We start from the raw sequence: 26,300 nt of genomic DNA, 5'->3' as shown, positions 1-26,300 counted from the left end.
TGGCGCGGCGTTAAGAGAAGACATGTCGGAACAAGGCGAGACGGACCGTTTGGAAAGCGCCGCGGAGCGAAAAGCATGAGCGTACACGCGCTTTATGTCACCGCCGCCTATGCGATCACGGCCGTGGTGCTGGGCGGGCTGATCGGCTGGATCCTGCTGGACCAGCGCGGCCGCAAGCGAGAACTCGCCGAGCTGGAAGCATCCGGCGTGCGCCGGCGCTCCGATAGGGCAGTCAAGCCATGAGCACGGAAACGGAAACACCGGCGCGCCGCCGCCTGATCGTGCTGCTGCCGCTGCTGGTCTTTCTCGGGCTGGCGGGATTGTTCCTGGCGCAGCTCTTGTCCGGGCGCGACGTGTCGGAAGTGCCGTCGGCGCTGATCGGCCTGCCGGCGCCGCAGACCAACCTGCCGGCGCTCGAGGGCACCAATTTGCCGGGCCTCGATTCAAAACAGTTCGCCGGCAAGGTGACGCTGGTCAACGTCTTCGCGTCGTGGTGCGCGCCGTGCCGCGAAGAGCATCCGGTGCTGCTGGCGCTGTCGCGGGACAGACGCTTCGTCATGGCAGCGTTGAACTACAAAGACCAGCCGGAAAACGCCCGTCGGTTCCTTGGCGATCTCGGCAATCCGTTCCAGGCAATCGGCGTCGATCAGGCCGGGCGCACGGCGATCGACTGGGGTGTCTACGGCGTGCCGGAGACCTTCGTCATCGGCAAGGACGGCAAGATCGCCTACAAGCATGTCGGGCCGCTGACGCCGGACTCGGCGCAGACGCTGCTGCTGCCGGAGATCGAGAAGGCGCTGGCCGTGCCGGGCTGATTGCCCGCCGTTTGTGATAGGTTGACCGAAGACTCAGCCGTAGATCTGCTTGTGGACCTGGTAGAGCATTTCTGAGCGATCGGCGCGCATGTCGGCGAGGTCGCGGCTGGTGAAGCTGTCGATTTCGGCGACGAGGCGGTTGTAATGCCGGCGCTTGGCGATGCTGGCGCGAGCGCGGCTCATGAGGCTGTCGATGATCATAGCGAGTCTCCTTTTGCGCCGCATTTGCGGCCAGTTGTTCCTCCCTTGATCGATACGAAGCATGACATAGTTATGGTGCGTTGCAAAAATAAGATGTTGCAATGCACCATTGCGCTGGGCGCATAGCCGGTTAACCGGATGTGACCTGCCGTCCGGGCCAGCATTCGCTTCCACAATGCTTCTGACGCATCATCGATCTTGCCATATCGATCGCAGGCTGGCTTGATCGCGCCTCGCCAAGCGACTGCTACCGGGAGGAACCATGGCCAGCGAATTCTACGAAGTTCTCGATCCGCGCTTTTCGCGGCTGTTCAACGGCAATGCACAGGTCGACAGGCTGTTTACCGGCTGCCGATGGGCGGAAGGACCGGCCTGGTTTGCAGCCGGGCGCTATGTGGTATGGTCCGACATCCCGAACAATCGCATGCTGCGTTACGACGAGACCGACGGCAGTGTCAGCGTGTTCCGTCAGCCGTCGGGCAATTCCAACGGCAACACCGTCGACCGGCAAGGCCGGCTGGTTACTTGCGAGCATTCCGGCCGCCGTGTCAGCCGCACCGAGCATGACGGCTCGGTCATCACCATCACCGACAAATGGCGCGGCAAGCGGCTTAACTCGCCCAATGACGCGGTGGTCAAGTCCGATGGCTCGATCTGGTTCACCGATCCGAGCTACGGCATCGATACCGATTACGAGGGCGACAAGGCCGAAAGCGAGATCGGCGCCTGCCATGTCTATCGGGTCGATCCCGGCACCGGCGAGACCGAGGCGGTGATCACCGACATGGTCAGGCCCAACGGGCTCGCCTTCTCGCTCGACGAGCGCCAGCTCTATGTCGCGGACACCGGCCGCACGCATGGTGCGCAAAACCCGGCGCACATCCGGGTGTTCAATGTCGGCCAGGGCGGCAAGACGGTCTCAGGCGGAAAGGTCTTTGCCGACTGCACCGCCGGCCTGTTCGACGGTTTCAGGCTGGATGCGGACGGCCGCATCTGGACCAGCGCCGCCGACGGCATCCACTGCTACGATCCAGACGGGACGCTGATCGGCAAGGTCAAGGTACCGGAAGTCGTTGCCAATTGCGTGTTCGGCGGCAACAAGCTGAACTGCCTCTATATCGCCGGCACGACCTCGCTCTACATGGTCCGGCTCATGGTCAACGGCGCCAAAACCTACTGAGCGGCCGCCAAGCATATCCAAGGGAGGGAACCATGCCGTTCGTGAACATCCGCCTGGTCAAGGAGGTGATTGCCGATGACCCGGCCGGCAAAAAGGCCGCGATCGCCGCCCAGGTGACAGCGGCCATAACCGGCGTCACCGGCCTGACCAACAACGATGTCTGGGTGGTCTTCGAGGAGGTCGCTGCACGCGACTGGTTCGTCGGCGAGACCGACGTCGAGACGCGGAGAGGCAAGGGTTGAGCGCCGCTCAGCCGACGCGGATGAACTCGGCGAAATCCGAAACGGCGCCGCGCATCGCCAGCCGGTTTTCCGGTTCCGCCAGGATTTTCTCCACCTCCGGCCGCCTCTTGCCGAGCAGCGCGATTTCGAGCGCTGCTTCCTCATAGAGCGCGAAAGACATTGTCCGCATGACCTCGACCAGTGCGGCGCGGGCAAACAGCGAGCGCGGCGAGGCATGCACCAGCATGGCTGGCTTGCCGACGGCGGCATCGCGCGACACCAGCCAGTCGAGCGCGTTCTTCAGGCCGCCTGGCACGCCGTGTGCGTATTCCGGGCAGGAGACGATGACGCCGTCAGCGGCGGTGACCGCATCGATCAGCGCCGCTGCTTGCGGCGGCGTCCGCTCGCCTTCGTCGTCGGGGTTGAAGATCGGCAGCCGACCAAGCCCGTCATAAACGGAGACGTGACAGTCCGGCGGCGCGTTTTGCGTGAGGGCCGCGACCAGGGCCGAATTGGTCGAGGCGGCGCGCAGGCTGCCGGAAATGGCGAGAATGTTCAGCAAAGGGAGCGGCTCGGCGATTCGTTGCCGGGCACGCTACCACATGGTCTGCTTGTAATCCTCGTCAAGCCAGCGGTCGGTGGCCTCCGCCGTTTCGGCAAGCGCCAGCTGGTCGCGCAGGATCTGGCCAAGCGTCGGCAGCGTCGCGCGGTCGTACCAGGTTTCGGGCTTCCACAGTTCGGAGCGCATGAAGGCCTTGGCGCAATGCATATAGGCGGCCTTGACCGTCACCACGACGACGCTTTGCGGTGCCTTGCCGTCGACCGCCAGCCGCTCGCGCAATGCCGCATCGACGGTGATGCGGGCATCGCCGTTGACACGCAGCGTCTCGTTCATGCCGGGAATGAGGAAGAGCAGCCCGACCGAGGGATTGAGAAGAATGTTCTCCAGCGTGTCGAGCCGGTTGTTGCCCGGCCGGTCGGGGATGGCGATGGTCTTCTCGTCGAGCACTGCCACAAAGCCCGGCCTGTCGCCCTTGGGCGTCACATCGGCATTGCCGGCGCCGTCGGACGAGCCGATCAGCACGAACGGGCTCTTGCCGATGAAGGAACGGCAGTGGCCGTCCAATGTCTTCAATTCCTTGCGGATCGAGCCGTCGGTCGGCCGAGGCGTCTTGTAGATCGTCCTCAGCTCGTCGCGCGTGATGATGAATTCCATCCTCGTCCCCTCCTATTCTGACGCAATTCCCAGGGAAACCGCAGCACTCATCTTTTCCTGGAATTGCTACTTGCTGGCCTTTCCCGCTTTCTCGGTCTTGTCCTCGAGCGAATGGCGCAGGATCAGCGGCATCTGGCTGAAGGTGAACAGAAGCGTGATCGGCATGATGCCCCAGACCTTGAAGGTAACCCATGTATCGGTGGAAAAATTCCGCCAGACCGCTTCGTTGACAAGGGCTAGGAACAGGAAGAACAGGCCCCAGCGGAAGGTGAGCTTGCGCCAACCCTCGGCGTCGAGATTGAAGGCCGATTCGAAGACATAGCCGAGCAGCGATTTGCCGAAGAACAGGCCGCCGAGCAACACGCCGCCGAACAGCGTGTTGACGATGGTCGGCTTCATCTTGATGAAGATATCGTCCTGCAGATAGAGCGTCAGCGCGCCGAAGATGAAGACGACGACGCCCGACACCATCGGCATGATCGGCAAGGTACGGGTCAGCAGCCAGGAAGCGATCAGCGCGATCGCGGTCGCGGCCATGAACAGGCCGGTCGCGACGAAGATCGGTCCGCCGAACTCGCCCAGCGCCGGGAATTTCTGCACCAGCCATGCGCCGCGCGCATTGGCGAAGAAGAATACCATCAGCGGGCCAAGCTCCAGCACCAGCTTGAGCAGCGGATTGACGGCTTCCTTCTTCTGCTTTTGCGGGTCGGATGGGTCGCGTTCGAGAATGGGTGGGCTCATAAGGTCCTTCTTACGCATGATTCAATCCAAAAAGCCTGCACCTTATTGGGATCATGCTCGTCAAGCCACGCCAGCGATCGCCCTGGCGAATTCGCTTGCGGAAAAGGGTTCGAGGTCGTCGACCTGTTCGCCGACGCCGATGAAATAGACCGGCAATTTATGCTTTGCCGCGATCGCCACCAGAATACCGCCGCGCGCCGTGCCGTCCAGCTTGGTCATCACCAGGCCGTTGACGCCGGCGACATTGCGGAAGATCTCGACCTGGTTGAGCGCGTTCTGGCCGGTGGTGGCATCGACCGTCTGCAGCACCGTGTGCGGCGCTTCCGGATCGAGCTTGCCCAGCACGCGGACGATCTTTTCCAGTTCCGCCATCAGTTCGGTCTTGTTCTGCAGCCGCCCGGCGGTGTCGATGATCAGCACGTCCGAGCCGGCCTCCTTCGCCCGCTCGAATGCGTCATAGGCGAGGCCAGCGGCGTCGGCGCCGAGCTTCGAGGCAATGACTGGCGAGTTGGTGCGCTCGCCCCAGATCTTCAGCTGCTCGATGGCGGCTGCGCGGAAAGTATCGCCGGCGGCGAGCATCACCGAGAGGCCGCCATCGGTGAGCTTTGCGGCGAGCTTGCCGATAGTCGTTGTTTTCCCGGTGCCGTTGACGCCGACCACCAGGATGACATGCGGCTTATGGCTGAGGTCGAGTTCCAGCGGCATGGCGACATGGGACAGCACCTTCTCCACCTCGGCCGCCATGATGGCGCGGACTTCGGTATCGGAGACGTCCTTGCCGTAGCGGCTGGCGGAGAGTGCATCGGTTACGCGCAAAGCCGTCTCCATGCCGAGATCGGCGCGGATCAGCACGTCCTCCAGGTCCTGCAGCGTGTCCTCGTCGAGTTTCCGCTTGGTGAAGACGCCGGCGATGTTGCCCGACAACTCCCGGGAGGAGCGCGCAAGCCCGTCTCGCATGCGCTGGAACCAGGAGCGCCTCGGCGTCGGTTCGGGCGCCTTCTGCGGCTCGGCTTTCTGCTCGACCTTCTTGGTTACGGTGACTTTGCCGGGGGCGGGCTTTGGCTCCGGCGATGGTTGCGGGACGGCCTCCGGCTCGGGCGCGATCTCGGCGAGCGGCGGCTTCGTCTCGACGGGCGCTGGCTGGCGGATCGGGGGCGGGATTTCGGCCGGCGGCGGCGCTTCGGGTGCTGGTGGCGTGATTTCGGCAGTGGGTGCCGCGTCTTGCGCAGGTTGGCGCTGCCCCTCACCCTCACCCGTTCCGGGGCGCGCCGCTTGTCTCACCCGTCCTTCGGACCCCCGTAAGGGACGGGGAGAGGGGGGCGTCAGCGCCGGAGCTTTTTCTTTGCCGCTTTCAAAACGAGGCTCGGCGTGACGATCAGCACCCTTCTCCCCGTCACTATACGGGGAGAACGTGCCTGCAGGCGGATGAGGGGCAGCGCCACGTTCGGATGGCGGAGGCTCAGTCTGGACGATTTCTGGCTGCGTCGGCTCTGGCTCAGGAATTTCCTTCGGCTCTGGCTCCGGGGCTGGCTCGGGAACGACGGGAGCGGCGTCTGACGCAGCCTGTTCAGCAGGCGCCTCTGGCTCCTCGACCGGAGCGGGTTCTGGCTGGGTGTCCGGCTCGACCAGAAGGGTCGGCGCAGGTTCGGGCTCGGCCTCTTCAACAGGCGCCGGCTGCGGCGCGGGTGCTTCCGCCTCGACCGGCGGTACGGCTTCGGGGCGAGGCTCTTCGCGTTTCAAAAACTCCGGAACGGTCTGCTCGGCGGCCGGCTTCAGCGCCTCCAGTTCGTCCCATTTGATCGGCGGCAGCGGTGCGGTCTCGTCGGGCCGCTCCTCGACCACTTCCTTCTTGCCGAACGAAAATATCTTCTTGAAAAAACCAGCCATGTCTTGCGCTCTCAGACGCCGCGGGCGGCAAGCGGCGCGGCGATCAGTCTGATACCGTCATGGCCGGCGATATCAGCCTCGACGATGTCGCCAGGCGCGCCCGCCGACAACACTGCCAGCGTAAACCCCTCGGTGCGGCCAAGGCCGTCACGCTCGACCAGGATCGACTGATGCGTTCCGGCGAGCGAGGCAAGATGGCGGCGATAGGCGGCCTCGCCGGCGGTGCGCAGGCGTGCCGCGCGTTGCTTGACGACGTCGCGGCGGAGCTGCGGCATGCGCGCGGCGGGCGTGCCTTCGCGCGGCGAAAACGGGAAGACATGAAGATGCGTCAGGCCGCATTCCTCGACGATCTCCAGCGAGTTTTCGAACATGGCGTCCGTCTCGGTCGGGAAGCCGGCGATGATGTCTGCGCCGAAAACGATACCGGGGCGCAGTTTGCGCACATCCTCGCAAAAGCGGATCGACTGGTCGCGGCTGTGCCGGCGCTTCATCCGCTTCAGGATCATGTCGTCACCCGATTGCAGCGACAGATGCAGATGCGGCATCAGCCTGGGCTCGGTGGCGATGGCGTCCAGCAGATCGTCGTCGGCCTCGATCGAATCGATGGAGGAAAGCCGCAGGCGCTTCATGTCGGGCGCCTGCTTCAGGATGGTCTTGACCAATTTGCCGAGCTTCGGTGCGCCAGGCAGGTCGGCGCCGAAACTGGTCATGTCGACGCCGGTCAGCACGATCTCGGCATAACCATTGCCGACGAGTCGCTTGACCTGCTCGACCACGGCGCCCATCGGCACGGAGCGCGAATTGCCGCGACCGTAGGGAATGATGCAGAAGGTGCAGCGGTGGTCGCAGCCGTTCTGCACCTGGACGAAAGCGCGTGCCCGGCCCTCGATGGCGTCGACCATGTGGGCGGCCGTCTCGCGTACCGAAAAAATATCGTTGACGCGCGCCTTTTCGGTGTCGTTGACGCCGAAATCCGGCAGCGCGCGATAGGAATGCGCCTTCAGCTTTTCCTCATTGCCGAGGACGAGGTCGACCTCGTCCATGGCGACGAAATCCTGCGGGCCGGTCTGCGCGGCGCAGCCGGTGACGATGATGCGGGCGGCCGGGTTCTCACGGCGGGCTTTTCTGATCGACTGCTTGGCTTGGCGTACAGCCTCGCCGGTGACGGCGCAGGTGTTGAAGATGATGGCGCCGCCTTCGAGGCCGCCGAGGCCCGCACTTTCGGCTTCACGCCGCATCACCTCGGATTCATAGGTGTTCAGCCGGCAACCGAAGGTGACGACCTCGATGCCCTTGTTGCCAAGAGGAGCCATCAGGCGGCGCTTTCGGTGTCGCGCGCCCACGCCCCGGTCGCCGGATCGAAGCTGCCGGAAAATTCCCATTCGGCGGCACCCGTGAGGATGACGTGGTCGTCGTCGCGCCACAGAACATGCAGCGAGCCGCCGCCGGGCGTTATCAGTGTGACGCTGCGGCCGGTGCGCCGGGTGCGGGCCGCGGCGACCACGGCGGCGCAAGCGGCCGAGCCGCAGGCCCTGGTCAGGCCGGCGCCGCGCTCCCAGGTGCGGATGATCATGGTCTCCGGCGAAGTCACCTGCGCGATGGTGATGTTGGCGCGCTCGGGGAAGATCGGGTGGTTTTCGAGCAGCGGGCCGAAGCGCTCGAGCTCGTAGGACCAGACGTCGCGGTCGACCCAGAAGATAGCGTGCGGATTGCCCATCGAGACGACCGACGGCGAATGCAGCACCGGGGCATCGATCGGGCCGATCTGCAGCTCGATCATGCGGGTGTCGCGGAATTCCTCGGCCAGCGGGATGTCCTGCCAGCCAAAGCGCGGCCTGCCCATGTCGACCGAGATCATTCCGTCGGCATGTTCCTCGGCGTTTAGGATGCCGGCGACTGTTTCAAAGGCAAATGTCTTCTGGCCGGTCTCGGCGGCGAGCGCCTGGACGACACAGCGCATGCCGTTGCCGCAAGCTTGCGCGCTGGTCCCGTCGGAATTCAAGATATCGATGAAAAAGGCGGTGCCCGGCGTCCTGGCGTCGTGGATCGCCATGATCTGGTCGAACCGGGTCGACGTGTCGGCATTGAGCGCGACGGCTGCCGCAGACGCCACGCGATCGGCACGGCCACGCATATCGGCAACGATGATTTCGTTGCCGATGCCGTTCATCTTGGCGAAAGGGGCCGCGCTTGCCATCGATCGAAAGGTCTCTTGCCGGTTTGGCGCCTATATGGCGGATAGCGGCAGAAATTACCAGCGCGGCGTGATTCTCACGTCACCGCGAAAACGCCAAGCACGATCAGCAGGAAGATGATCAGCACGATGCCGATGAGGATGCGCGCGCCGGTGGCGGCGGCTCCGGCCAGTACCGGCATGCCGAGCAGGCTCGCCGCGGCCGCGATAATCAAAAGAATGATAATCCACCTGATCATAAGAGGCACCTCGCAACCGACAGGTTTGAACAACCTACAAACGTCTATGTGATGCCTCAGGTTCCGCCGCGCTAAACCTCCGGTACGTCCCAGACTTCCCCCGGCCGCAAGGCGCGAAAACGTTGCCGCGGCAGGCCGGCAGCATCGAGCGCTTCGCCGAGCTTTCTGGGCGGCTCCTCGATCGGCTCGTTGGTGAGCCGGAACGTGCCCCAGTGACAGCCGGCGGCATAGGCGGCGTTGCACAAAAGCATGCCTTGCACCGCCTCTTCCGGATCCTGGTGATGAGGCGCCATGAACCAGCGCGGCTCGTAGGCGCCGATCGGCAGGATGGCGAGGCGGAAGCCGCCGTGCTTTTGCGCCATCAGCCGGTAATTGATGCCGCCGTGGAAGCCGGTGTCACCGGCGAAATAGATCTTTGCGTCGGGCGTCTCGACGACGAAACCCGCCCACAGCGCCATGCGCCGGTCGCGGGTACCGCGGGCCGACCAGTGATGCACCGGCTCGACATGGACGGCGACGCTATCGCCGATATCGACCCGGTCGCCCCAGTCATGCGCGGAAAGCCGCATACCGGGCACGGCAGCGCCGATGATTGTGTCGTTGCCGAGCGGCGTCAGCAGCAGCGGATCGTGTCTTGCCTTCAGGCGCTTCAGCGTGGCGAGGTCGAGATGGTCGTAATGGTTGTGGCTGACCAGCACGAGGTCGATCGGCGGCAAATGCGAAAAGGCGATGCCGGGCGGATTGACGCGTTTCGGCCCGGCGAAGGAGAGCGGCGAGACACGCCGCGACCAGACCGGATCGGTCAGGATGTTCAGGCCTGCTGTCTGGACGAGCAGCGAGGAATGACCGACCATGGTGAGGCGCAGCGCAGAACCATCGATGCGCTCGACCGGTCTTGCCGGCGGAAACGGGCTCGGATCCGCCGTCGGCCATTTCGAGCGCTCGCGGCTCAGTTGCCACTTCAACAGATCGGCAAAGCGACCCGGCGGCCGTCCGCCGGGATTGAAGAACAAGGTGCCGTCGAAATGATCGCTGGGCGGCCCGCTGTAATAGCGGTTGGCGGCTCTCTTTCTCGCGGCCAAGAAATCGGCTCCCTGCAGCTTGCTGATCGCCAAGAGATAATGCCGGAGCCGGCCCGCACAAGCATTGAGGTGAACGCCAAGGAAACGCCAAGGATTTGACGCCAGCGCGCCGTATCGCATCAACCGGAGGTGCCGGCCAAAGGCCAAGGCGCGACGCAATTCAGGCAATGTGCATTTTGCGACAAATTTGCAACATTAGCGGCGCAAACCGTATTTTAACCATATCGGGTTGAAATTTCGCCACCTTCTCCATCTTGGTGAGGGGGACATTGCGCGGACGGCTTCCCCAGCTCGATCCGACGGAGGTTGAAGAATGAAATTTTCGAAAACCGGCCTGCTGGCCGTATCGCTGGCCGCGCTCGTTGCGAGCGGCTGTTCGACCTCGCGGTTCTCATCGATGGACGAGCAGCAGCCGGCGCCGCTGGAAGCTGCGCCCGCCGGCAAGGTGACTGCAAACCAGTTGCCGCCACCGGCGACACCCGGCGCCGCCGACCCGTCGAAATTTCCGACTGCGCCGCAGAACACGCAGGTCGCCTCGCTGCCGCCCGACGGGACGGCGCCGGCCGGTGCGGCCGACCTGACCGCCTCTAGCGTCGCTGGTGTGTGGAAAGCAAGCGTGTCCGGCCAGAGCTGTCAGGTGGCGACGCCGCAGACCAAATTCGGGTCGGGCTACCGCGCCGGACCGCTGCATTGCCCGGCGCCGATCGACGGCATCAAATCCTGGAACGTCGCCGGCAAGCAACTGACGCTCTATGACGAGAATGGCGGCACGCTGGCACGGCTTTATTCCTCGGGCGGCGAGAAATTCGACGGCCAGACTTCCAACGGCCTGCCGATCTCGCTTACAAGGTAAGAGAACGGCCCCCATTGTTACGCAATTCCGGGCAGAAAACCGCCACACACTTTTCCTGGAATTGCTCTCTTTTGTTTTTTACGCAATTCCGGACAGAAAACCGCAACACACTTTTCTTGGAATTGCTCCGGAACGACGTGACCGATGCATCTGCGTGACGGCCTCCAGACCCATGCGACCGTCAAGCAGCGCTACGACCATCTGGTCGAGACGGGCGCCATCGGGCGCGATCCGGCGCAGGAGCGGATCGCCGCTGCGCTCGACCGACTGATCGACGAGATATCGGCAAAGCGGCTGGCGCATAAATCAAGCGCGCTGGGGTGGTTGTTCGCCCGCAAGCGCGAGGGGCACGAGGCGGTCAAGGGCCTCTATATCCATGGCGGCGTCGGCCGCGGCAAGACCATGCTGATGGACATGTTCTTCGAGCTGCTGCCGGTGCGGCGCAAGCGCCGCGTGCATTTCAACGATTTCATGGCCGACGTGCAGGACCGCATCCAGAATCACCGGCAGGCGCGTAAAGAGGGTACGGTCAAAGAGGACGACCCGATCCCGCCGGTGGCGCGCGCGCTTGCCGAGGAAGCCTGGGTGCTGTGCTTCGACGAGTTTTCGGTCACCGATATCGCCGATGCGATGATCCTGTCCAGGTTGTTTTCGGCGTTGTTTGCCAATGGCGTGGTGCTGGTCGCCACCTCCAATGTCGCGCCGCAGGATCTCTACCGCGACGGCCTGAACCGTCAGTTGTTTTTGCCGTTTGTCGCTATCCTGGAGCGCCACGCGCACGTGCTGGCGCTGGACGCCCACAAGGATTACCGCCTAGACAAGCTCAGCCGCATGCCGGTCTACATCACCCCGGCCGATGCCGCCGCCGACCATGCGCTCGACGAGCTGTGGGTGGTGATGACGCATGGCAGGCCGACGGCCGAGACGATACTGACGGTTAAGGGCCGACACGTCGTGGTGCCGCGTACTGCCGGCGAGGCGGCGCGGTTTTCGTTCGCCGATCTCTGCGAGAGGCCGCTCGGGGCCCGCGACTATCTTGCCATTGCCCGCCGTTTCTCGACCATCGTCATCGACCGGGTGCCGGTGCTCGGCGAAGGCAAGCGCAACGAAGCCAAGCGCTTCATCCTGCTGGTCGATACGCTTTACGATCATCATGTACGGCTGGTGATGAGCGCCGCGGCACCGCCGGCGCAGCTCTATACGGCCAAGCGCGGCAACGAAGTCTTCGAGTTCGAGCGCACCGCATCGCGGCTGATCGAGATGCAGAGCCACGACTGGCTGGAGAACTGGGCGGAGAGGCAGAGGGCGCGGGGATCATCGACCGAGGCACGGCAGGCTCAGGCGTGAGGGATAGTACAGAAGAGGCCCCTGCCGCCGGCGCCTATAACCGATAAATATACATGACGAACCCCTCCGCCGGCCCACGCGGCTCTTTTCGCGACTCGTAAAGTGCGCGAGCAGCAACATTGTCCGGCTCGGTGCCGACCCACGCCTCCTCACAGCCATGCTCGCAACCGAGTGCGAACATGGCGTCGAGCATCCTCGTCGCAATGCCCTGGCGTTGAAAGGCCGGCGCCACGCCGACCTCGTCTATGTAGAGTTCGCTCACCTTGTCCGGGTGGCGGTGGATGACGGCTGCGCATTGGCCAACGACGATGCCGTCGGCGACGGCCACGACCATGAAATGACCGGGCTCCGCAAGATAGGCGGAGAGCCGATCCGGCCTGACCGGCTCGTCGAAGACTTCGTCGGCAACCCGCATCACAAGGGCGTCATCGCCAGGAAACAGCCTTCTGATTTCCAGTGCCATTGTGTAGAATTCCTCTAGCCGGCTTCAGAATTTTGACGTTTACGTAAGTCCCATTGTTTCTAACCGATTGAAATTATTCACTGCAAAATAATCGTTTGAATTTTTGTGCGGCCGGGGCTATTGCGTGCGGCGAATTTCGCGGTTCCGCAGCATTCCGGCCTCTTCCTCCGACGCCGTCATCAAATCGTCAAGGATTTGGGCGCCGTCATAGTCAAAGGGAAAACATCCTGACATGGCACGCAACAAGATAGCGCTCATCGGCTCGGGCATGATCGGCGGCACCCTCGCCCACATGGTCGGCCTCAAGGATCTCGGCGACGTCGTGCTGTTCGATATCGCCGAAGGCATCCCGCAAGGCAAGGGGCTGGACATCGCGCAGTCGTCGCCGGTCGATGGGTTCGACTCCAGGCTGACCGGCGTCAACGACTATGCCGGTATCGAGGGCGCCGACGTCTGCATCGTCACCGCCGGCGTGCCGCGCAAGCCCGGCATGAGCCGCGACGATCTTCTGGGCATCAATCTGAAGGTGATGGAGCAGGTCGGCGCCGGCCTCAAGAAATACGCGCCGAAAGCCTTCGTCATCTGCATCACCAACCCGCTCGACGCCATGGTCTGGGCGCTGCAGAAGTTTTCCGGCCTGCCCAAGAGCCATGTCGTCGGCATGGCCGGCGTGCTCGACAGTTCGCGCTTCCGTTATTTCCTGGCCGAGGAATTCAAGGTCTCGGTCGAGGACGTCACCGCCTTCGTGCTCGGCGGCCATGGCGATTCCATGGTGCCGATGATCCGCTATTCGACGGTTGCCGGCATCCCGCTGCCCGACCTCATCAAGATGGGCTGGACCTCGAAGGAGCGGCTCGACCAGATCGTGCAGCGCACCCGCGACGGCGGCGCCGAGATCGTCGGCCTGCTCAAGACCGGCTCTGCCTTTTATGCGCCGGCCGCCTCGGCCATCGCCATGGCCGAAGCCTATCTCAAGGACAAGAAGCGGGTGCTGCCCTGTGCGGCGTACCTCTCCGGCCAATATGGCGTCAAGAACACCTATGTCGGCGTTCCCGTGGTGATCGGCGCCGGCGGCGTCGAGCGGACCATCGAGATCGAGCTCACAAAGAACGAGCAGAAGATGTTCGAAAATTCGGTCGCGGCGGTGCAGGGCCTGTGCGACGCCTGCGTCAAGATCGCTCCACATCTCGCGGCCAAGTAAGCCGGTAACCAAGCCCGCCAAGCAAGCTGGAGACATAGCGCATGAACATCCATGAGTATCAGGGCAAGGCGCTGCTGAAAGGCTTTGGCGCACCGGTGGCCGAGGGCGTGCCGGTGTTCAAGGCGAGCGAGGCGGAAGCTGCCGCCAAGGCGCTGCCCGGCCCACTCTATGTGGTCAAAAGCCAGATCCATGCCGGCGGCCGCGGCAAGGGCAAGTTCAAGGAGCTCGGGCCCGATGCCAAGGGCGGCGTCAGGCTGGCGAAGTCGGTGGCCGAGGTCGTCGCCAACGCCAAGGAGATGCTCGGCCACACGCTGGTCACCAAGCAGACCGGCCCGGCCGGCAAGCAGGTCAACCGGCTCTATATCGAGGACGGCGCCGACATCGAGCGCGAGCTCTATCTGTCGATCCTGGTCGACCGCTCGGTCGGGCGCGTCGCCTTCGTCGTCTCGACCGAGGGCGGCATGGACATCGAGGCGGTCGCCCACGACACGCCGGAAAAGATCATTACCGTCGCCATCGACCCGGAAAAGGGCGTGACGGCCGACGATGTGAAGAAGCTCAACGCCGCACTGAGGCTCGACGGCGACGCCGCCAAGGATGGTGGCAGGCTGTTTCCGATCCTCTACAAGGCGTTTGTCGAGAAGGACATGAGCCTGCTCGAGGTCAACCCGCTGATCGTCATGAAGAGCGGCCGGCTGCGCGTGCTCGACGCAAAAGTGTCGTTCGACAACAATGCGCTGTTCCGTCACCCGGACGTGCTCGAATTGCGCGACACCACCGAAGAGGACGAGAAGGAGATCGAGGCGTCGAAATACGACCTCGCCTATGTCGCGCTCGACGGCAATATCGGCTGCATGGTCAACGGCGCCGGCCTTGCCATGGCGACGATGGACATCATCAAGCTCTACGGCGCCGAGCCCGCCAACTTCCTCGATGTCGGCGGCGGCGCGTCGAAAGAAAAGGTGACGGCGGCGTTCAAGATCATCACCAAGGATCCGGCGGTCAAAGGCATCCTGATCAACATCTTCGGCGGCATCATGAAGTGCGACATCATCGCCGAGGGCGTCATCGCCGCGGTCAAGGAGGTCGGCCTGCAAGTGCCGCTTGTGGTGCGGCTGGAAGGCACCAATGCCGAGCTCGGCAAGAAGATCATCAACGACAGCGGACTGAACGTGGTGTCGGCCGATGACCTCGATGACGCAGCCAAGAAGATTGTCGCGGCGGTGAAGGGCTGAGTCTGTGCCTCCGCATAAGATAAACCTCGTCGAAGCGGCCGATGCGAAGATCAAGAAGGCGTTCGATCCGCACATTGCCGGCGACGTGAATGACAGCCAGGTCAAGATCGCCAAGTTCGGCGACGTCTTCGACTGGCACGCGCATGACAATGAGGATGAAGCGTTCCTCGTGCTGCGCGGCCGCATTGCCATCGATTTCCGCGACGGCACGGTGGAACTTGGCAGCGGCGAGTTCATCGTCGTGCCGCGCGCCGTCGAGCACCGGCCGCGCTCGCTGAGCGAGGAACCTGTCGTGCTGATGTTCGAGCCGGCGACGACGCTCAACACCGGCAACGCCAAAAGCGACCTCACCGTCGCCGACCTGAAGCGGTTGTGACCATGAGCGCGCGGCCTTCCCCGATCAACGGTTTTTAAAAAGGACCATCATGTCCATTCTCGTCGACAAGAACACCAAGGTGCTGGTGCAGGGCCTGACCGGCAAGACCGGCACGTTCCACACCGAACAGGCGCTCGCCTATCACGGCACAAAGATGGTCGGCGGCATCCACCCCAAGAAGGGCGGCGAGACCTGGACCGGCGCCAAGGGCGAGACGCTGCCGATCTTCTCCACCGTTGCCGAAGGCAAGGCCAGGACCGGTGCCAATGCCTCCGTCGTCTACGTGCCGCCGGCGGGTGCTGCCGAAGCGATCCTGGAAGCGATCGAGGCCGAGATCCCGCTGATCGTCTGCATCACCGAGGGCATACCAGTGATGGACATGATCAAGGTAAAGGCAAGGCTCGACCGCTCGACATCGCGGCTGATCGGGCCGAACTGCCCCGGTGTGCTGACGCCCGACGAATGCAAGATCGGCATCATGCCCGGCAACATCTTCCGCAAGGGCTCGGTCGGCGTTGTTTCGCGCTCGGGAACGCTTACCTATGAGGCGGTGTTCCAGACCACCAATGTCGGCCTCGGCCAGACCACCGCCGTCGGCATCGGCGGCGATCCGGTCAAAGGCACGGAGTTCATCGACGTGCTGGAGATGTTCCTCGCCGACGACGAGACCAAGTCGATCATCATGATCGGTGAGATCGGCGGTTCGGCCGAGGAAGACGCCGCGCAGTTCCTCAAGGACGAGGCAAAGCGCGGCCGCAGCAAGCCGATGGCCGGCTTTATCGCCGGGCGCACCGCGCCGGCCGGCCGCACCATGGGTCATGCGGGCGCGGTCATCTCCGGTGGCAAGGGCGGTGCGGAAGACAAGATCGCGGCGATGGAATCGGCCGGCATCAAGGTTTCGCCATCGCCGGCCCGGCTCGGCACGACGCTGGTCGAGGCGATCAAAGGTTAGTGAGTAGCGAGTAGTGAATAGCGAATAGGTAAGAACAGAGTAACGGCGCGAACCAGGGAAAATCCCTACTCGCTATTCGCTACTCTCTATTCGCTCTGAAAAGGAGACGGAGCGCGGCTCCGCGGACAAAAATGGCAAGACAAGATCAGGCCAACGACCAGTTTTCGCTTACCTCTTTCCTCTATGGCGGCAATGCCGGTTATATCGACGCGCTTTATGCCGCCTATGAGGACGATCCTGCTTCGGTCGATCCCGAATGGCAGGATTTCTTCGCGGCGCTGAAGGATGACGCCGGCGACGTGCGCAGGAACGCCAAGGGGGCCTCTTGGGCCAAGCCCTCCTGGCCGATGCAGGCCAATGGCGAGCTGGTCTCGGCGCTGGACGGCAATTGGGGCCTGGTCGAAAAGCACATCGAAAAGAAGGTCAAGGACAGGGCAGCCGGCAACGGCGCAGCGCTTTCCGACGCCGACGTGCATCAGGCGACGCGCGATTCCGTCCGCGCCATCATGATGATCCGCGCCTTCCGCATGCGCGGCCACCTGCACGCCAATCTCGATCCGCTTGGCATTGCCAAGCCGCTGGAGGATTATAACGAGCTGTCGCCGGAGAATTACGGCTTCACCGAAGCCGACTACGACCGGCCGATCTTCCTCGACAATGTGCTCGGGCTGGAATTCGGCACCATCCGGCAGATGCTCGATATCCTGACCCGGACCTATTGCTCGACGCTCGGCGTCGAATTCATGCATATTTCCGATCCCGAGGAGAAGGCCTGGATCCAGGCGCGCATCGAGGGCACCGACAAGGAGATCTCCTTCACCGCCGCCGGCAAGAAGGCGATCCTGCAGAAGCTGGTCGAGGCCGAAGGCTTCGAGCAGTTCATCGACGTCAAATACAAGGGCACCAAGCGCTTTGGCCTCGATGGCGGCGAGTCGCTGATCCCGGCGCTGGAGCAGATCATCAAGCGCGGCGGCCAGCTCGGCATGAAAGAGATCGTGCTCGGCATGGCGCATCGCGGCCGGCTGAACGTGCTGTCGCAGGTGATGGCCAAGCCGCACCGCGCCATTTTCCACGAGTTCAAGGGCGGCTCGGCCGCGCCCGACGAGGTCGAAGGCTCGGGCGACGTGAAGTACCATCTCGGTGCCTCGTCGGATCGCGAGTTCGACGGCAACAAGGTGCATCTGTCGCTGACCGCCAATCCCTCGCATCTGGAAATCGTCGATCCGGTGGTGATGGGCAAGGCGCGCGCCAAACAGGACTATCTGTTCGGCCGCAGCCGCGAGGAGATCGTGCCGCTGGAAGAGCGTGCCAAGGTGCTGCCGTTGCTGCTGCATGGCGACGCCGCCTTTGCCGGCCAGGGCGTGATTGCCGAAATCCTCGGCCTGTCCGGCCTGCGCGGCCACCGCGTCGCCGGCACGCTGCATTTCATCATCAACAACCAGATCGGCTTCACCACCAACCCGCGCTTTTCGCGCTCCTCGCCCTATCCGTCCGACGTGGCCAAGATGATCGAGGCGCCGATCTTCCACGTCAACGGCGACGATCCGGAAGCCGTGGTCCATGCGACCAAGGTGGCGATCGAATTCCGCATGAAGTTCCACAAGCCTGTCGTGGTGGACATGTTCTGCTACCGCCGCTTCGGCCACAATGAGGGCGACGAGCCCGCCTTCACCCAGCCGATCATGTATCGCAAGATCCGCAACCAGAAGACGACGGTGCAGATCTATGCCGACCGGCTGATTTCCGAAGGCCACATCACCCAGGCCGAGTTCGAAAAGATGAAGGCCGATTGGCGAGCGCATCTCGAGCAGGAATTCGAAGTCGGCCAACATTACAAGCCGAACAAGGCCGATTGGCTGGACGGCGCATGGTCCGGCCTGCGCTCGGCCGACAACCAGGACGAGCAGCGGCGCGGCAAGACCGCCGTGCCGGTCAAGACGCTGAAGGAGATCGGCAAGAAACTGACCGAGGTGCCGAAGGATTTCGAGGCGCACAAGACGATCATCCGCTTCCTCGACAATCGCCGCCAGGCGATCGAGTCCGGCGAAGGCATCGACTGGTCGACGGCCGAGGCGCTGGCCTTCGGCGCCATCCTGCTCGACGGCAATCCGATCCGGCTGTCCGGACAAGATTCTGAGCGCGGCACCTTCTCGCAGCGCCATTCCGTGCTCTACGACCAGCGCGACGAGACACGCTATATCCCGCTCAACAATCTGTCGGCGGCGCAGGCCGGCTTCGAGGTCATCAACTCGATGCTGTCGGAAGAGGCCGTGCTCGGCTTCGAATATGGCTACTCGCTGGCCGAGCCGAAGGCGCTGACGCTGTGGGAAGCGCAGTTCGGCGACTTCGCCAACGGCGCCCAGGTGGTGTTCGACCAGTTCATCTCGTCGGGCGAGCGCAAATGGCTCAGAATGTCGGGCCTCGTCTGCCTGCTGCCGCATGGCTATGAAGGCCAGGGGCCCGAGCATTCGTCGGCCCGGCTCGAGCGCTTCCTGCAGCTTTGCGCCGAAGACAACATGCAGGTCGCCAACGTCACGACGCCGGCCAATTACTTCCACATCTTGCGCCGGCAATTGAAGCGGGACTTCCGTAAGCCGCTGATCCTAATGACGCCGAAGTCGCTGCTGCGCCACAAGCGGGCGGTGTCGACGCTGCCGGAAATGTCGGGCGAAAGCGCCTTTCACCGGCTGTTGTGGGACGACGCGCAGCTGCTGTCAGGCCAGGCCATCAAGCTCACCAAGGATTCGAAAATCCGCCGTGTCGTGCTCTGTTCCGGCAAGGTCTATTACGACCTCTACGAAGAGCGCGAGAAGCGCGGCATCAACGACATCTATTTGCTGCGCGTCGAGCAGCTCTATCCGTTCCCGGCCAAGGCGCTGATCACCGAACTGTCGCGCTTCCGTAATGCCGAGATGGTGTGGTGCCAGGAGGAGCCCAAGAACATGGGCGCCTGGTCGTTCATCGACCCGTATCTCGAATGGGTGCTGGCGCATATCGACGCCAAGCATCAGCGGGTGCGCTATACCGGCCGGCCGGCCGCCGCCTCGCCGGCGACCGGATTGATGTCGAAGCATCTCGCCCAGCTTGCCGCCTTGCTCGACGACGCGCTTGGTGAATAGAACAGAACCGAAAGAAACGGACAGGCACAATGGCAACCGAAATCCGCGTTCCGACACTTGGTGAGTCAGTCACCGAGGCGACCATCGGCAAGTGGTTCAAGAAGGTCGGCGACGCGATCGCCGCCGATGAGCCGCTCGTCGAGCTCGAAACCGACAAGGTGACGGTGGAAGTGCCGGCCGCCGCCGCGGGCACGCTCGCCGAGATCGCCGTCAAGGAAGGCGAGACGGTCGGCGTCGGCGCACTGCTCGGCACGATTTCGGCAGGCGCCGGCGCGGCAGCCAATGCCGCCGCCGCTCCGGCAACGAAGCAGGAGGCGGTGTCGCAGGCCTCGGCTCCGACTGCGGCCTCGAGCGTCAAGCAGGCTGCGGCCGAGACGGCCAAGATTGCCGGCGACGCCGGCGCGATCGAGACGCGCACCATGCCGCCGGCGCCGTCGGCGGCAAAGCTGCTGGCCGAGCACAATCTCGCGGTCGACCAGGTGTCGGGCTCGGGCAAGCGCGGCCAGGTGCTGAAAGGCGACGTGCTCGACCTTATCGCCAGGGGCGCGCCGTCGCAGCCGGCAGAAATGCCCAAGGCCGCGCCTGTACCGGCACCCGTAGCCGCGCGCGCGCCGTCCCCTGCCGACGATGCGTCGCGCGAGGAGCGTGTGCGCATGACCAAGCTGCGCCAGACCATTGCGCGCCGCCTCAAGGAAGCGCAATCGACCGCCGCCATGCTGACCACCTTCAACGAGGTCGACATGAGCGCGGTGATGGCGCTGAGGAGCAAATACAAGGACGTGTTCGAGAAGAAGCACGGCGTGAAGCTCGGCTTCATGGGCTTTTTCACCAAGGCCGTCACCCATGCGCTGAAGGAGATCCCGTCGGTCAATGCCGAGATCGACGGCACCGACATCATCTTCAAGAACTACGCTCATATCGGCGTTGCCGTCGGTACAGAGAAAGGCCTTGTCGTGCCGGTTGTGCGCAATGCTGACCAGATGTCCATCGCCGAAATCGAGAAGGACATCGGCAGGCTGGGGCTTGCGGCGCGCGACGGCAAGCTCTCCGTCGCCGATATGCAAGGCGGCACGTTCACGATTTCCAACGGTGGCGTTTACGGGTCGCTGATGTCGACGCCGATCCTCAATGCGCCGCAGTCCGGCATTCTGGGTATGCACAAGATCCAGGAGCGGCCGGTGGTGGTCGGCGGCCAGATCGTCATCCGGCCGATGATGTATCTGGCGCTGTCCTACGACCACCGCATCGTCGACGGCAAGGAAGCGGTGACCTTCCTGGTGCGGGTCAAGGAAAGCCTGGAGGATCCTGAGCGGCTGGTGCTCGACCTCTAGGGCGCGGCCGACGTGGGCCGGAGCATGGATCTGCGCCGCCGGATGAGTTCGTGTCGTTTCCGGTCCGGTTTGTTTGTCACAATCTGCGCACTCGGCGTGCAGACGGTCTCCGCCGCCCTCGCCGCCTGCCCGCTCGAACTGGCCGTCTATGGCGATCCTGAGAACGCCGCCGAGATCGATTTCAGGCCGACCATGGAGTCGGCTACCGTCACCAATACCTTCAAGATGGTGCTCGACAACGGCGTCGTGCTCGACGGCATCGTCATGTGGACGGAGGGCGTGGCGCGGCCGCACGGCTCGCTGATGTACAAATGCCCGGCCGGCGACGTCACCGGCGACGAGCTCGCCGCCTGCACCGTGTGGGAGGGCGTCATCTACACTGCCGACGACCAGGGCAACATCGCGTTGCTGCCGGGCGAAGCAAAGGATGCGCCGAAGAAGCTGATCTTGCCTGACTTGGGAGCGTCGTTGCAGATGTCGGCTGCCTATGGCGCCAACGGCTTTTCCAGGGTGCCCTGGGACGTCTTTGCCCTGAAGGGATGTCAGGAATGAGCGCGAGCGGAAAGATCCTGCTGGTGACCGGCGGCAGCCGCGGCATTGGCGCCGCTACATGCAGGCTTGCTGCCAAGGCCGGCTATCGCATTGCGGTCAATTACGCGTCGAATGCAAAAGCCGCCGAAACGGTGGTCGCCGACATCGAGGCTGCTGGCGGAGAAGCCTTCACAGTCAAGGCCGATGTCGGCAACGAGACGGACGTATTGGCCATGTTCGAGGCTCTCGACGCCCGTTTCGGTCGGCTCGACGCGCTCGTCAACAATGCCGGCGTGGTCGACCAGAGCGCGCGCGTCGACGAGCTTAGCGCTGCAAGGCTGGAGCGCATGATGCGCATCAATGTGATCGCGCCGATGCTTTGCGCCCGCGAGGCGGTGAAGCGGATGTCGACCAGGCATGGCGGCAAGGGTGGCGCCATCGCCAATGTGTCTTCGATCGCGGCAAGGCTTGGCGGGCCGGGTCAATATGTCGACTACGCCGCCTCGAAGGGCGCGATCGATTCCTTCACCATCGGGCTTGCCCGCGAAGTGGCCGGCGAAGGCATTCGTGTCAACGCGGTCAGCCCGGGCATCATCGACACCGAAATTCATGCCTCCGGCGGTCAGCCGGATCGCGCCGAGAGAATGCGCAAGGTGGTGCCCATGCAGCGCGTCGGAACCGCCGAGGAAGTCGCAGCCGCAATTCTGTGGCTGCTGTCGGACGAGGCGTCCTACACAACAGGCGCCAATCTGGAAATCGGCGGCGGCCGCTAAAGCAAAAGGGACAGTATCATGGCCTATGATGTCGTTATCATCGGATCGGGACCAGGCGGCTATGTCTGCGCCATCAAGGCGGCACAGCTCGGTCTGAAGACGGCGGTGGTCGAAAAGAACCCGACCTTCGGCGGCACCTGCCTCAATATCGGCTGCATCCCGTCAAAGGCGCTGCTGCATGCGACCGAGATGTTTGCCGAGGCCGGCCATTCCTTCGAGGCGCTCGGCGTCGAGATCGGCGCGCCCAAGCTCAACCTTGGGAAGATGATGGCACACAAGGATGCGACGGTGACCGCCAACGTCAATGGCGTCGCCTTCCTGTTCAAGAAAAACAAGATCGACAGTTTTCGTGGCACCGGCAAGGTAGTTGCGGCCGGCAAGGTGTCGGTGACCTCCGATGACGGCAAGGTCGAGGAGATCGAGACCAAGAACATCGTCATCGCCACAGGCTCCGACGTCGCCGGCATTCCCGGCGTCGAGGTCGATTTCGATGAGAAGGTGATCGTCTCGTCGACCGGCGCGCTGTCGCTGGACAAGGTGCCGGGCCATCTGGTGGTGGTCGGCGGTGGTGTCATCGGTCTGGAGCTCGGCTCGGTATGGGCGCGGCTCGGCGCCAAGGTGACCGTGGTCGAGTTCCTCGACACCATCCTGGGCGGCATGGATGGCGAGGTCTCCAAGCAGTTCCAGCGCCTGCTGTCGAAGCAGGGCTTTGAGTTCAGGCTGGGCGCCAAGGTGACCGGCGTCGCCAAGGCCAGGAAGGGGGTGACGGTTACCTTCGAGCCGGTCAAGGGCGGAGCAGCCGAGACGATCGAGGCGGACGCGGTGCTGATTGCGACGGGACGACGGGCCTATTCGGACGCTCTCGGGCTGAAGGAGACCGGCGTCGACGTTGATGAGCGCGGCCGGGTCAAGACCGACGGCCATCTCAGGACCAACGTGCCTGGCATCTATGCCATCGGCGATGTCATCGCCGGGCCGATGCTTGCACACAAGGCCGAGGACGAGGGCGTGGCGGTGGCCGAAACCATCGCCGGCCAGGCCGGGCATGTGAACTATGACGTGATTCCGAGCGTCGTCTACACCACGCCGGAAATCGCCTCGGTCGGCAAGACCGAAGAAGAATTGAAGAAGGCCGGCATCGACTACAAGGCCGGAAAATTCCCCTTCAGCGCCAATGGACGGGCGCGCGCCATGCTGCACACCGACGGCTTTGTGAAAATCCTGGCCGACAAGGCCAGCGACCGTGTGCTCGGCGTCCACATCGTCGGCTTCGGCGCCGGCGAGATGATCCACGAGGCGGCCGTGCTGATGGAATTTGGCGGCTCGTCGGAAGACCTGGCCCGCACCTGTCACGCCCATCCGACAATGTCGGAAGCGGTAAAGGAGGCGGCATTGGCGACGTTCTTCAAGCCGATCCATATCTGAGCAAACGCGGTGAATCGCAAACCTTAGAGATTGGCTGAAACGTCCAAAGCCCTCGACGGCTGCTCCCAAAAACAAAACGGCCCGCTTTTTCAGCGGGCCGTTCATATATCAAATCAGCAGTTTGATCACTGAGCCGGGGCAGGTGCTGGTGCCGGGGCCGGGGCCGGGGCTGGCGCAGGGGCCGGAGCGGGTGCAGGCTCTGCCGGAGCGGGAGCCGGAGCCGGTGTTGCCGGAGCTGGCGCAGGAGCCGGTTCGGCTGGTTTCATCGGCTCGGCGGGCGCTGGGGCCGGAGCTGGTGTGCTGGCTGCGGGCGGTTCGGCAGGCGCAGGTGCCTCGCTACGTCTTCCAAAAACATAATAGGCGACAATTGCCAGGATAACGACGACCAGGGCAATCAGCCAGCCGCTGCCGCCGCCGCTTGGCCGCGCGGAGCCCGGCGAGGTGAATGGGTCGTTCGGATTGGGTGTGTTCGCCATAAAAGTGTCCTCCGTGGATGAAAAACATCAAGTAATAGCCATCAACGTACAATCGTTGAATCGGTTTCACATTAGGCGTTGAAAACGCCGAAAACAGGGCAATTCTGATCCGGAATCGCTTGCAGGCATGCATTTCCACCGCAAAATGGGTTCGGTCGAGCCAAAGCGAACCTTTTTCAGTTTCTTGACACGAAGCGCTGCCGGTCCGCCGTCGCGCCGCGAGTAGGGGTTGACCCAGGCGTGGCGATGATTCGGTGTGCAACTCCGCCGTGTTGTTCAGTTGACGGCAGTCACAGTATAGCCGGTCTTGCGGAAACCCTCGACCAAGCCTTGCGCTCCGGGAAGGTGCATGGCGCCGACCGCCATGAAGACATTGCCGTGGGCGAGGATCGGCGCTGCACGATCAACCATCACCCTGTTGCGGCTGGTGATCATGGTCTGCTCGAATTCGGCGTAACCCGATTGGTCGTCGACCTGTTCGGGGACGACAGCCCGAAACAGCGGTACGTACATGCCAGTGTCGCCACGGCGGTAAAGCACGATCATGGTTTCGTTGACGTCGTTCACCTTGTCGCCAAGCTTCAGCGTATCGACGAGCCCCTTCAGGTGAAAGGCGATCGGCAGCGAAGCCATGGCGCGCAGCTGGTCGGCGATTGTCTCGAGCCCCTCGACTGATTTGCCCGCAGCCTCGGCGTCCTTGGCAAGCTTGACGTCGAGCACCGGCGCGCCGCCAGCCTGGCGGGCGACTTCGCATGCTGGTAGCGCCACCATCGCCGACAGCAACCAAGGTTTCATCTTGGCGACGGTCGCTGGCGGGATGCCACGCGCGTCGAGCGCCTTGTCGACCACCGCCGCGTCCTCCGGCGACAGCAGCGACGAAAGCGTCGTCTTGTCGGTGAACATCATCAGATCCGGCTCTTTCAGCAATGCTGCCATCATCTTCTGCTTATCGAGCACTTCGGTGGTTTCGATGATGACGGTGCCAGCTGCATCGAATGCCTTCTGCGCGGCGGGTGGCAGCGTGGTGACGCGCGGGTCGGTAAGGTGCATGGTGCCGAACAGGAAGGACGGTTTTTCGCCCGATTTTTCCAGCTTCCACAGCAAGCCCTTGCCGTTCGGTGTTGCTGCCGCGTCCGCCTCGATCTTGCGGTAGCTAGCCGGGTCGTTCTTTTGCAGCGCGCTCAGCATATCGGTACCGACGCAGACCGGGGCCTCGGCGCGTGCCTTGCCCACGGCGAGTAGCGTGATGATGAGGAAGGAGAGGAAAAACAGGGCGTTGAGCGCGACGAGCAGCTTCAGCGACACTTGGGTCGCGCGGTCGGCGATGGCGATGAGGCGTTTCATGCTGCGCTTGTAGGCGCAAAAAGCGGCAAAACGGTTAATCAGCGCATCAAAATTGTTGCGAGATCGTCACCGATTCCGAGCGTCCATCACGCACGAGGATGAGCTGCTTCGTAAATCTCGAGCAGCCTCGCGGTGTCGACGCCGGTGTATATCTGGGTTGTCGACAGGCTGGCGTGGCCGAGCAACTCCTGGATGGTGCGCAGGTCGCCGCCGCGCCCAAGCAGATGCGTGGCGAAGGAATGGCGCAGCGCATGCGGCGTCGCGGTGTCGGGCAGGTTGAGCGCCGAGCGCAGCTTGGCCATGTCGCGCTGAACGATCGCCGGGTTGAGCGGGCCGCCGCGGGCACCGCGAAACAGCGAGCCCTTGGGATCGAGATGCCAGGGACAGAGGCGGCGATATTCGGCAATCGCCCGCAGCGCCACCGGCAGCACCGGCACCAGCCGCGTCTTGCCGCCCTTGCCGGTGACGCGCAGCACGGTCTCACCAGGTGAGGACAGATCGGCGCCCGACAGGCCGAGCGCCTCGGAGATCCGCAAGCCGGACCCATAAAGCAGAGTCAGCACGGCGGCGTTGCGCGCGGCGATCCACGGCTCCTCCGCCAGTTGGCCTTCCACCGAGACGACGTGTTTTGCATCGCTTGCGGTCAGCGGCTTGGGCAGCGATTTCGGCTGCCGCGGCGCGCGCAAGGCTGCCGCACCTGCCGCATTGGCGAGGCCGCGCCGTTCCAGGAAACGCAGCAGCGAGCGGATGCCGGCTAGCCCGCGCCCGAGCGTGCGGGCGCCGGCGCCCTCGGCACGGCGGGCAGCGAGAAAGCCGCGCAGATCGGCTGGGCGCAGATCGGCGATGTCTGAAATACCAGGCGAGCCGCCGCAATGGCCGGTCAGGAAATGCAGGAACTGGCGCGTGTCGCGCTCATAGGCCTCGACGGTTTCGGGCGACAGCCGGCGTTCGCGCGCCAGCATCTTCAGCCAGGCCTCGCGCGCCGCCTGAAGATCGGGTTTTGCCGGTATGAGGAATTCCTGCATTGCGCTCTTCCAGTGCCCCGCCATTTTCCGGCATGCGGGTTAGTAAGCGGTGAAGAGCGGCATCATTGAAATG

Annotated in this window: 27 protein-coding genes; 15 read left to right on the top strand and 12 right to left on the bottom strand. The window is 63.6% G+C overall.

Features of this window, described 5'->3' with window-relative positions; genetic code table 11:
• Window positions 1-75 precede the first annotated feature (75 nt).
• Together ccmD and NKJ72_RS23895 are read left to right on the top strand one after the other, a co-directional pair.
• On the top strand, window positions 76-243 hold the full coding sequence (ccmD, locus tag NKJ72_RS23900) for a heme exporter protein CcmD (protein ID WP_352479673.1): 168 nt from the start codon (window positions 76-78) through the stop codon (window positions 241-243).
• Window positions 240-815 (top strand): DsbE family thiol:disulfide interchange protein, encoded by a 576-nt coding sequence (locus NKJ72_RS23895; RefSeq protein WP_352479672.1) that lies wholly within the window; start codon window positions 240-242, stop codon window positions 813-815. Before ccmD ends, NKJ72_RS23895 begins: the two co-directional genes overlap by 4 nt.
• Before the next feature lie 33 nt (window positions 816-848).
• On the opposite strand, the gene NKJ72_RS23890 is transcribed toward NKJ72_RS23895, so the two are convergent.
• The gene (locus NKJ72_RS23890) at window positions 849-1,016 is read right to left on the bottom strand and encodes a hypothetical protein (RefSeq protein WP_254817861.1); all 168 of its coding nucleotides are present in this window, start codon (window positions 1,014-1,016) and stop codon (window positions 849-851) included.
• 262 nt (window positions 1,017-1,278) lie between these two features.
• Here NKJ72_RS23890 and NKJ72_RS23885 point away from each other — a divergent pair, with 262 nt between their 5' ends.
• Window positions 1,279-2,196 (top strand): SMP-30/gluconolactonase/LRE family protein, encoded by a 918-nt coding sequence (locus NKJ72_RS23885; protein ID WP_352479671.1) that lies wholly within the window; start codon window positions 1,279-1,281, stop codon window positions 2,194-2,196.
• 32 nt (window positions 2,197-2,228) lie between these two features.
• The gene (locus NKJ72_RS23880; protein ID WP_254817859.1) at window positions 2,229-2,438 is read left to right on the top strand and encodes a tautomerase family protein; all 210 of its coding nucleotides are present in this window, start codon (window positions 2,229-2,231) and stop codon (window positions 2,436-2,438) included.
• 7 nt (window positions 2,439-2,445) lie between these two features.
• Here the strand turns inward: NKJ72_RS23880 and NKJ72_RS23875 are convergent, their stop codons facing one another.
• The 8 genes from NKJ72_RS23875 to NKJ72_RS23840 all read right to left on the bottom strand — a co-directional run bounded on the left by NKJ72_RS23875 (window position 2,446) and on the right by NKJ72_RS23840 (window position 9,776).
• Window positions 2,446-2,979, bottom strand: coding sequence for an NADPH-dependent FMN reductase (locus NKJ72_RS23875; protein ID WP_352479670.1), 534 nt, complete (start codon window positions 2,977-2,979; stop codon window positions 2,446-2,448).
• Window positions 2,980-3,012: 33 nt separating this feature from the next.
• Window positions 3,013-3,633 carry a pyridoxamine 5'-phosphate oxidase family protein gene (locus NKJ72_RS23870; protein ID WP_352479669.1) on the bottom strand — a complete coding sequence of 207 codons (621 nt, stop codon included), beginning with the start codon at window positions 3,631-3,633 and terminating at the stop codon, window positions 3,013-3,015.
• A 66-nt stretch (window positions 3,634-3,699) separates the two neighbouring features.
• Window positions 3,700-4,374: a septation protein A gene (locus NKJ72_RS23865; RefSeq protein WP_352479735.1), complete on the bottom strand. Its 675-nt coding sequence runs from the start codon at window positions 4,372-4,374 to the stop codon at window positions 3,700-3,702.
• A 60-nt stretch (window positions 4,375-4,434) separates the two neighbouring features.
• Entirely contained in the window at window positions 4,435-6,261 is a 1,827-nt protein-coding gene (gene ftsY, locus NKJ72_RS23860; RefSeq protein WP_352479668.1) for a signal recognition particle-docking protein FtsY, read from the bottom strand.
• An 11-nt stretch (window positions 6,262-6,272) separates the two neighbouring features.
• Window positions 6,273-7,574, bottom strand: coding sequence for a tRNA (N(6)-L-threonylcarbamoyladenosine(37)-C(2))-methylthiotransferase MtaB (mtaB, locus tag NKJ72_RS23855; RefSeq protein ID WP_352479667.1), 1,302 nt, complete (start codon window positions 7,572-7,574; stop codon window positions 6,273-6,275).
• A complete protein-coding gene (dapF, locus tag NKJ72_RS23850) occupies window positions 7,574-8,458 on the bottom strand; it encodes a diaminopimelate epimerase (RefSeq protein ID WP_352479666.1) in 885 nt (294 codons plus the stop codon). Before dapF ends, mtaB begins: the two co-directional genes overlap by 1 nt.
• 74 nt (window positions 8,459-8,532) lie before the next feature.
• Entirely contained in the window at window positions 8,533-8,694 is a 162-nt protein-coding gene (locus NKJ72_RS23845) for a DUF1328 domain-containing protein (protein ID WP_352479665.1), read from the bottom strand.
• 71 nt (window positions 8,695-8,765) lie between these two features.
• Window positions 8,766-9,776 carry an MBL fold metallo-hydrolase gene (locus NKJ72_RS23840; protein ID WP_352479664.1) on the bottom strand — a complete coding sequence of 337 codons (1,011 nt, stop codon included), beginning with the start codon at window positions 9,774-9,776 and terminating at the stop codon, window positions 8,766-8,768.
• Window positions 9,777-10,089: 313 nt separating this feature from the next.
• Here NKJ72_RS23840 and NKJ72_RS23835 point away from each other — a divergent pair, with 313 nt between their 5' ends.
• Entirely contained in the window at window positions 10,090-10,629 is a 540-nt protein-coding gene (locus NKJ72_RS23835) for a protease inhibitor Inh/omp19 family protein (RefSeq protein ID WP_352479663.1), read from the top strand.
• 144 nt (window positions 10,630-10,773) lie between these two features.
• On the top strand, window positions 10,774-11,976 hold the full coding sequence (gene zapE, locus NKJ72_RS23830) for a cell division protein ZapE (RefSeq protein WP_352479662.1): 1,203 nt from the start codon (window positions 10,774-10,776) through the stop codon (window positions 11,974-11,976).
• A 34-nt stretch (window positions 11,977-12,010) separates the two neighbouring features.
• Here the strand turns inward: zapE and NKJ72_RS23825 are convergent, their stop codons facing one another.
• Window positions 12,011-12,439, bottom strand: a complete 429-nt coding sequence (locus tag NKJ72_RS23825; RefSeq protein WP_352479661.1) for a GNAT family N-acetyltransferase — start codon at window positions 12,437-12,439, stop codon at window positions 12,011-12,013.
• A 232-nt stretch (window positions 12,440-12,671) separates the two neighbouring features.
• On the opposite strand from NKJ72_RS23825, the gene mdh reads away from it, so the two are divergent.
• The 9 genes from mdh to lpdA all read left to right on the top strand — a co-directional run bounded on the left by mdh (window position 12,672) and on the right by lpdA (window position 23,382).
• Window positions 12,672-13,640 (top strand): malate dehydrogenase, encoded by a 969-nt coding sequence (gene mdh, locus NKJ72_RS23820; protein ID WP_352479660.1) that lies wholly within the window; start codon window positions 12,672-12,674, stop codon window positions 13,638-13,640.
• Between the two features lie 41 nt (window positions 13,641-13,681).
• Window positions 13,682-14,875, top strand: coding sequence for an ADP-forming succinate--CoA ligase subunit beta (gene sucC / locus NKJ72_RS23815; protein WP_352479659.1), 1,194 nt, complete (start codon window positions 13,682-13,684; stop codon window positions 14,873-14,875).
• A gap of 4 nt (window positions 14,876-14,879) precedes the next feature.
• Window positions 14,880-15,251, top strand: a complete 372-nt coding sequence (locus NKJ72_RS23810) for a cupin domain-containing protein (RefSeq protein WP_352470808.1) — start codon at window positions 14,880-14,882, stop codon at window positions 15,249-15,251.
• A 49-nt stretch (window positions 15,252-15,300) separates the two neighbouring features.
• Window positions 15,301-16,203, top strand: coding sequence for a succinate--CoA ligase subunit alpha (gene sucD / locus NKJ72_RS23805; RefSeq protein WP_352479658.1), 903 nt, complete (start codon window positions 15,301-15,303; stop codon window positions 16,201-16,203).
• 131 nt (window positions 16,204-16,334) lie between these two features.
• Window positions 16,335-19,322 carry a 2-oxoglutarate dehydrogenase E1 component gene (locus tag NKJ72_RS23800; protein ID WP_352479657.1) on the top strand — a complete coding sequence of 996 codons (2,988 nt, stop codon included), beginning with the start codon at window positions 16,335-16,337 and terminating at the stop codon, window positions 19,320-19,322.
• Window positions 19,323-19,351: 29 nt separating this feature from the next.
• Window positions 19,352-20,653, top strand: coding sequence for a 2-oxoglutarate dehydrogenase complex dihydrolipoyllysine-residue succinyltransferase (odhB, locus tag NKJ72_RS23795; RefSeq protein WP_352479656.1), 1,302 nt, complete (start codon window positions 19,352-19,354; stop codon window positions 20,651-20,653).
• Between the two features lie 42 nt (window positions 20,654-20,695).
• A complete protein-coding gene (locus NKJ72_RS23790) occupies window positions 20,696-21,205 on the top strand; it encodes a hypothetical protein (protein ID WP_352479655.1) in 510 nt (169 codons plus the stop codon).
• Window positions 21,202-21,957, top strand: coding sequence for an SDR family oxidoreductase (locus tag NKJ72_RS23785; protein ID WP_352479654.1), 756 nt, complete (start codon window positions 21,202-21,204; stop codon window positions 21,955-21,957). Before NKJ72_RS23790 ends, NKJ72_RS23785 begins: the two co-directional genes overlap by 4 nt.
• Window positions 21,958-21,975: 18 nt before the next feature.
• Window positions 21,976-23,382 (top strand): dihydrolipoyl dehydrogenase, encoded by a 1,407-nt coding sequence (lpdA, locus tag NKJ72_RS23780; protein ID WP_352479653.1) that lies wholly within the window; start codon window positions 21,976-21,978, stop codon window positions 23,380-23,382.
• A 752-nt stretch (window positions 23,383-24,134) separates the two neighbouring features.
• On the opposite strand, the gene NKJ72_RS23775 is transcribed toward lpdA, so the two are convergent.
• Together NKJ72_RS23775 and NKJ72_RS23770 are read right to left on the bottom strand one after the other, a co-directional pair.
• Window positions 24,135-25,202: a TraB/GumN family protein gene (locus tag NKJ72_RS23775; protein WP_352479652.1), complete on the bottom strand. Its 1,068-nt coding sequence runs from the start codon at window positions 25,200-25,202 to the stop codon at window positions 24,135-24,137.
• 86 nt (window positions 25,203-25,288) lie between these two features.
• A complete protein-coding gene (locus NKJ72_RS23770; protein WP_352479651.1) occupies window positions 25,289-26,227 on the bottom strand; it encodes a tyrosine recombinase XerC in 939 nt (312 codons plus the stop codon).
• Window positions 26,228-26,300: the final 73 nt, after the last annotated feature.

Origin of the sequence: Mesorhizobium sp. M0045 (assembly GCF_040323385.1) — a bacterium.
Lineage (GTDB): Bacteria > Pseudomonadota > Alphaproteobacteria > Rhizobiales > Rhizobiaceae > Mesorhizobium.
Note: the sequence above shows the minus strand (reverse complement) of the source record. Positions and strands in the feature narration are given on the sequence as shown.

Bases quoted from the DNA above. Each gene is read 5' to 3' on its own strand.
- NKJ72_RS23800 (WP_352479657.1), top strand. From the start codon at position 16,335: ATGGCAAGACAAGATCAGGCCAACGACCAGTTTTCGCTTACCTCTTTC.
- ftsY (WP_352479668.1), bottom strand. From the start codon at position 6,261: ATGGCTGGTTTTTTCAAGAAGATATTTTCGTTCGGCAAGAAGGAAGTG.
- zapE (WP_352479662.1), top strand. From the start codon at position 10,774: ATGCATCTGCGTGACGGCCTCCAGACCCATGCGACCGTCAAGCAGCGC.
- dapF (WP_352479666.1), bottom strand. From the start codon at position 8,458: ATGGCAAGCGCGGCCCCTTTCGCCAAGATGAACGGCATCGGCAACGAA.
- NKJ72_RS23825 (WP_352479661.1), bottom strand. From the start codon at position 12,439: ATGGCACTGGAAATCAGAAGGCTGTTTCCTGGCGATGACGCCCTTGTG.
- NKJ72_RS23770 (WP_352479651.1), bottom strand. From the start codon at position 26,227: ATGCAGGAATTCCTCATACCGGCAAAACCCGATCTTCAGGCGGCGCGC.
- NKJ72_RS23775 (WP_352479652.1), bottom strand. From the start codon at position 25,202: ATGAAACGCCTCATCGCCATCGCCGACCGCGCGACCCAAGTGTCGCTG.
- NKJ72_RS23790 (WP_352479655.1), top strand. From the start codon at position 20,696: ATGAGTTCGTGTCGTTTCCGGTCCGGTTTGTTTGTCACAATCTGCGCA.
- sucC (WP_352479659.1), top strand. From the start codon at position 13,682: ATGAACATCCATGAGTATCAGGGCAAGGCGCTGCTGAAAGGCTTTGGC.
- NKJ72_RS23870 (WP_352479669.1), bottom strand. From the start codon at position 3,633: ATGGAATTCATCATCACGCGCGACGAGCTGAGGACGATCTACAAGACG.
- NKJ72_RS23785 (WP_352479654.1), top strand. From the start codon at position 21,202: ATGAGCGCGAGCGGAAAGATCCTGCTGGTGACCGGCGGCAGCCGCGGC.
- mdh (WP_352479660.1), top strand. From the start codon at position 12,672: ATGGCACGCAACAAGATAGCGCTCATCGGCTCGGGCATGATCGGCGGC.
- mtaB (WP_352479667.1), bottom strand. From the start codon at position 7,574: ATGGCTCCTCTTGGCAACAAGGGCATCGAGGTCGTCACCTTCGGTTGC.
- odhB (WP_352479656.1), top strand. From the start codon at position 19,352: ATGGCAACCGAAATCCGCGTTCCGACACTTGGTGAGTCAGTCACCGAG.
- NKJ72_RS23835 (WP_352479663.1), top strand. From the start codon at position 10,090: ATGAAATTTTCGAAAACCGGCCTGCTGGCCGTATCGCTGGCCGCGCTC.
- ccmD (WP_352479673.1), top strand. From the start codon at position 76: ATGAGCGTACACGCGCTTTATGTCACCGCCGCCTATGCGATCACGGCC.
- NKJ72_RS23865 (WP_352479735.1), bottom strand. From the start codon at position 4,374: ATGAGCCCACCCATTCTCGAACGCGACCCATCCGACCCGCAAAAGCAG.
- NKJ72_RS23885 (WP_352479671.1), top strand. From the start codon at position 1,279: ATGGCCAGCGAATTCTACGAAGTTCTCGATCCGCGCTTTTCGCGGCTG.
- NKJ72_RS23895 (WP_352479672.1), top strand. From the start codon at position 240: ATGAGCACGGAAACGGAAACACCGGCGCGCCGCCGCCTGATCGTGCTG.
- NKJ72_RS23845 (WP_352479665.1), bottom strand. From the start codon at position 8,694: ATGATCAGGTGGATTATCATTCTTTTGATTATCGCGGCCGCGGCGAGC.
- NKJ72_RS23890 (WP_254817861.1), bottom strand. From the start codon at position 1,016: ATGATCATCGACAGCCTCATGAGCCGCGCTCGCGCCAGCATCGCCAAG.
- NKJ72_RS23880 (WP_254817859.1), top strand. From the start codon at position 2,229: ATGCCGTTCGTGAACATCCGCCTGGTCAAGGAGGTGATTGCCGATGAC.
- sucD (WP_352479658.1), top strand. From the start codon at position 15,301: ATGTCCATTCTCGTCGACAAGAACACCAAGGTGCTGGTGCAGGGCCTG.
- lpdA (WP_352479653.1), top strand. From the start codon at position 21,976: ATGGCCTATGATGTCGTTATCATCGGATCGGGACCAGGCGGCTATGTC.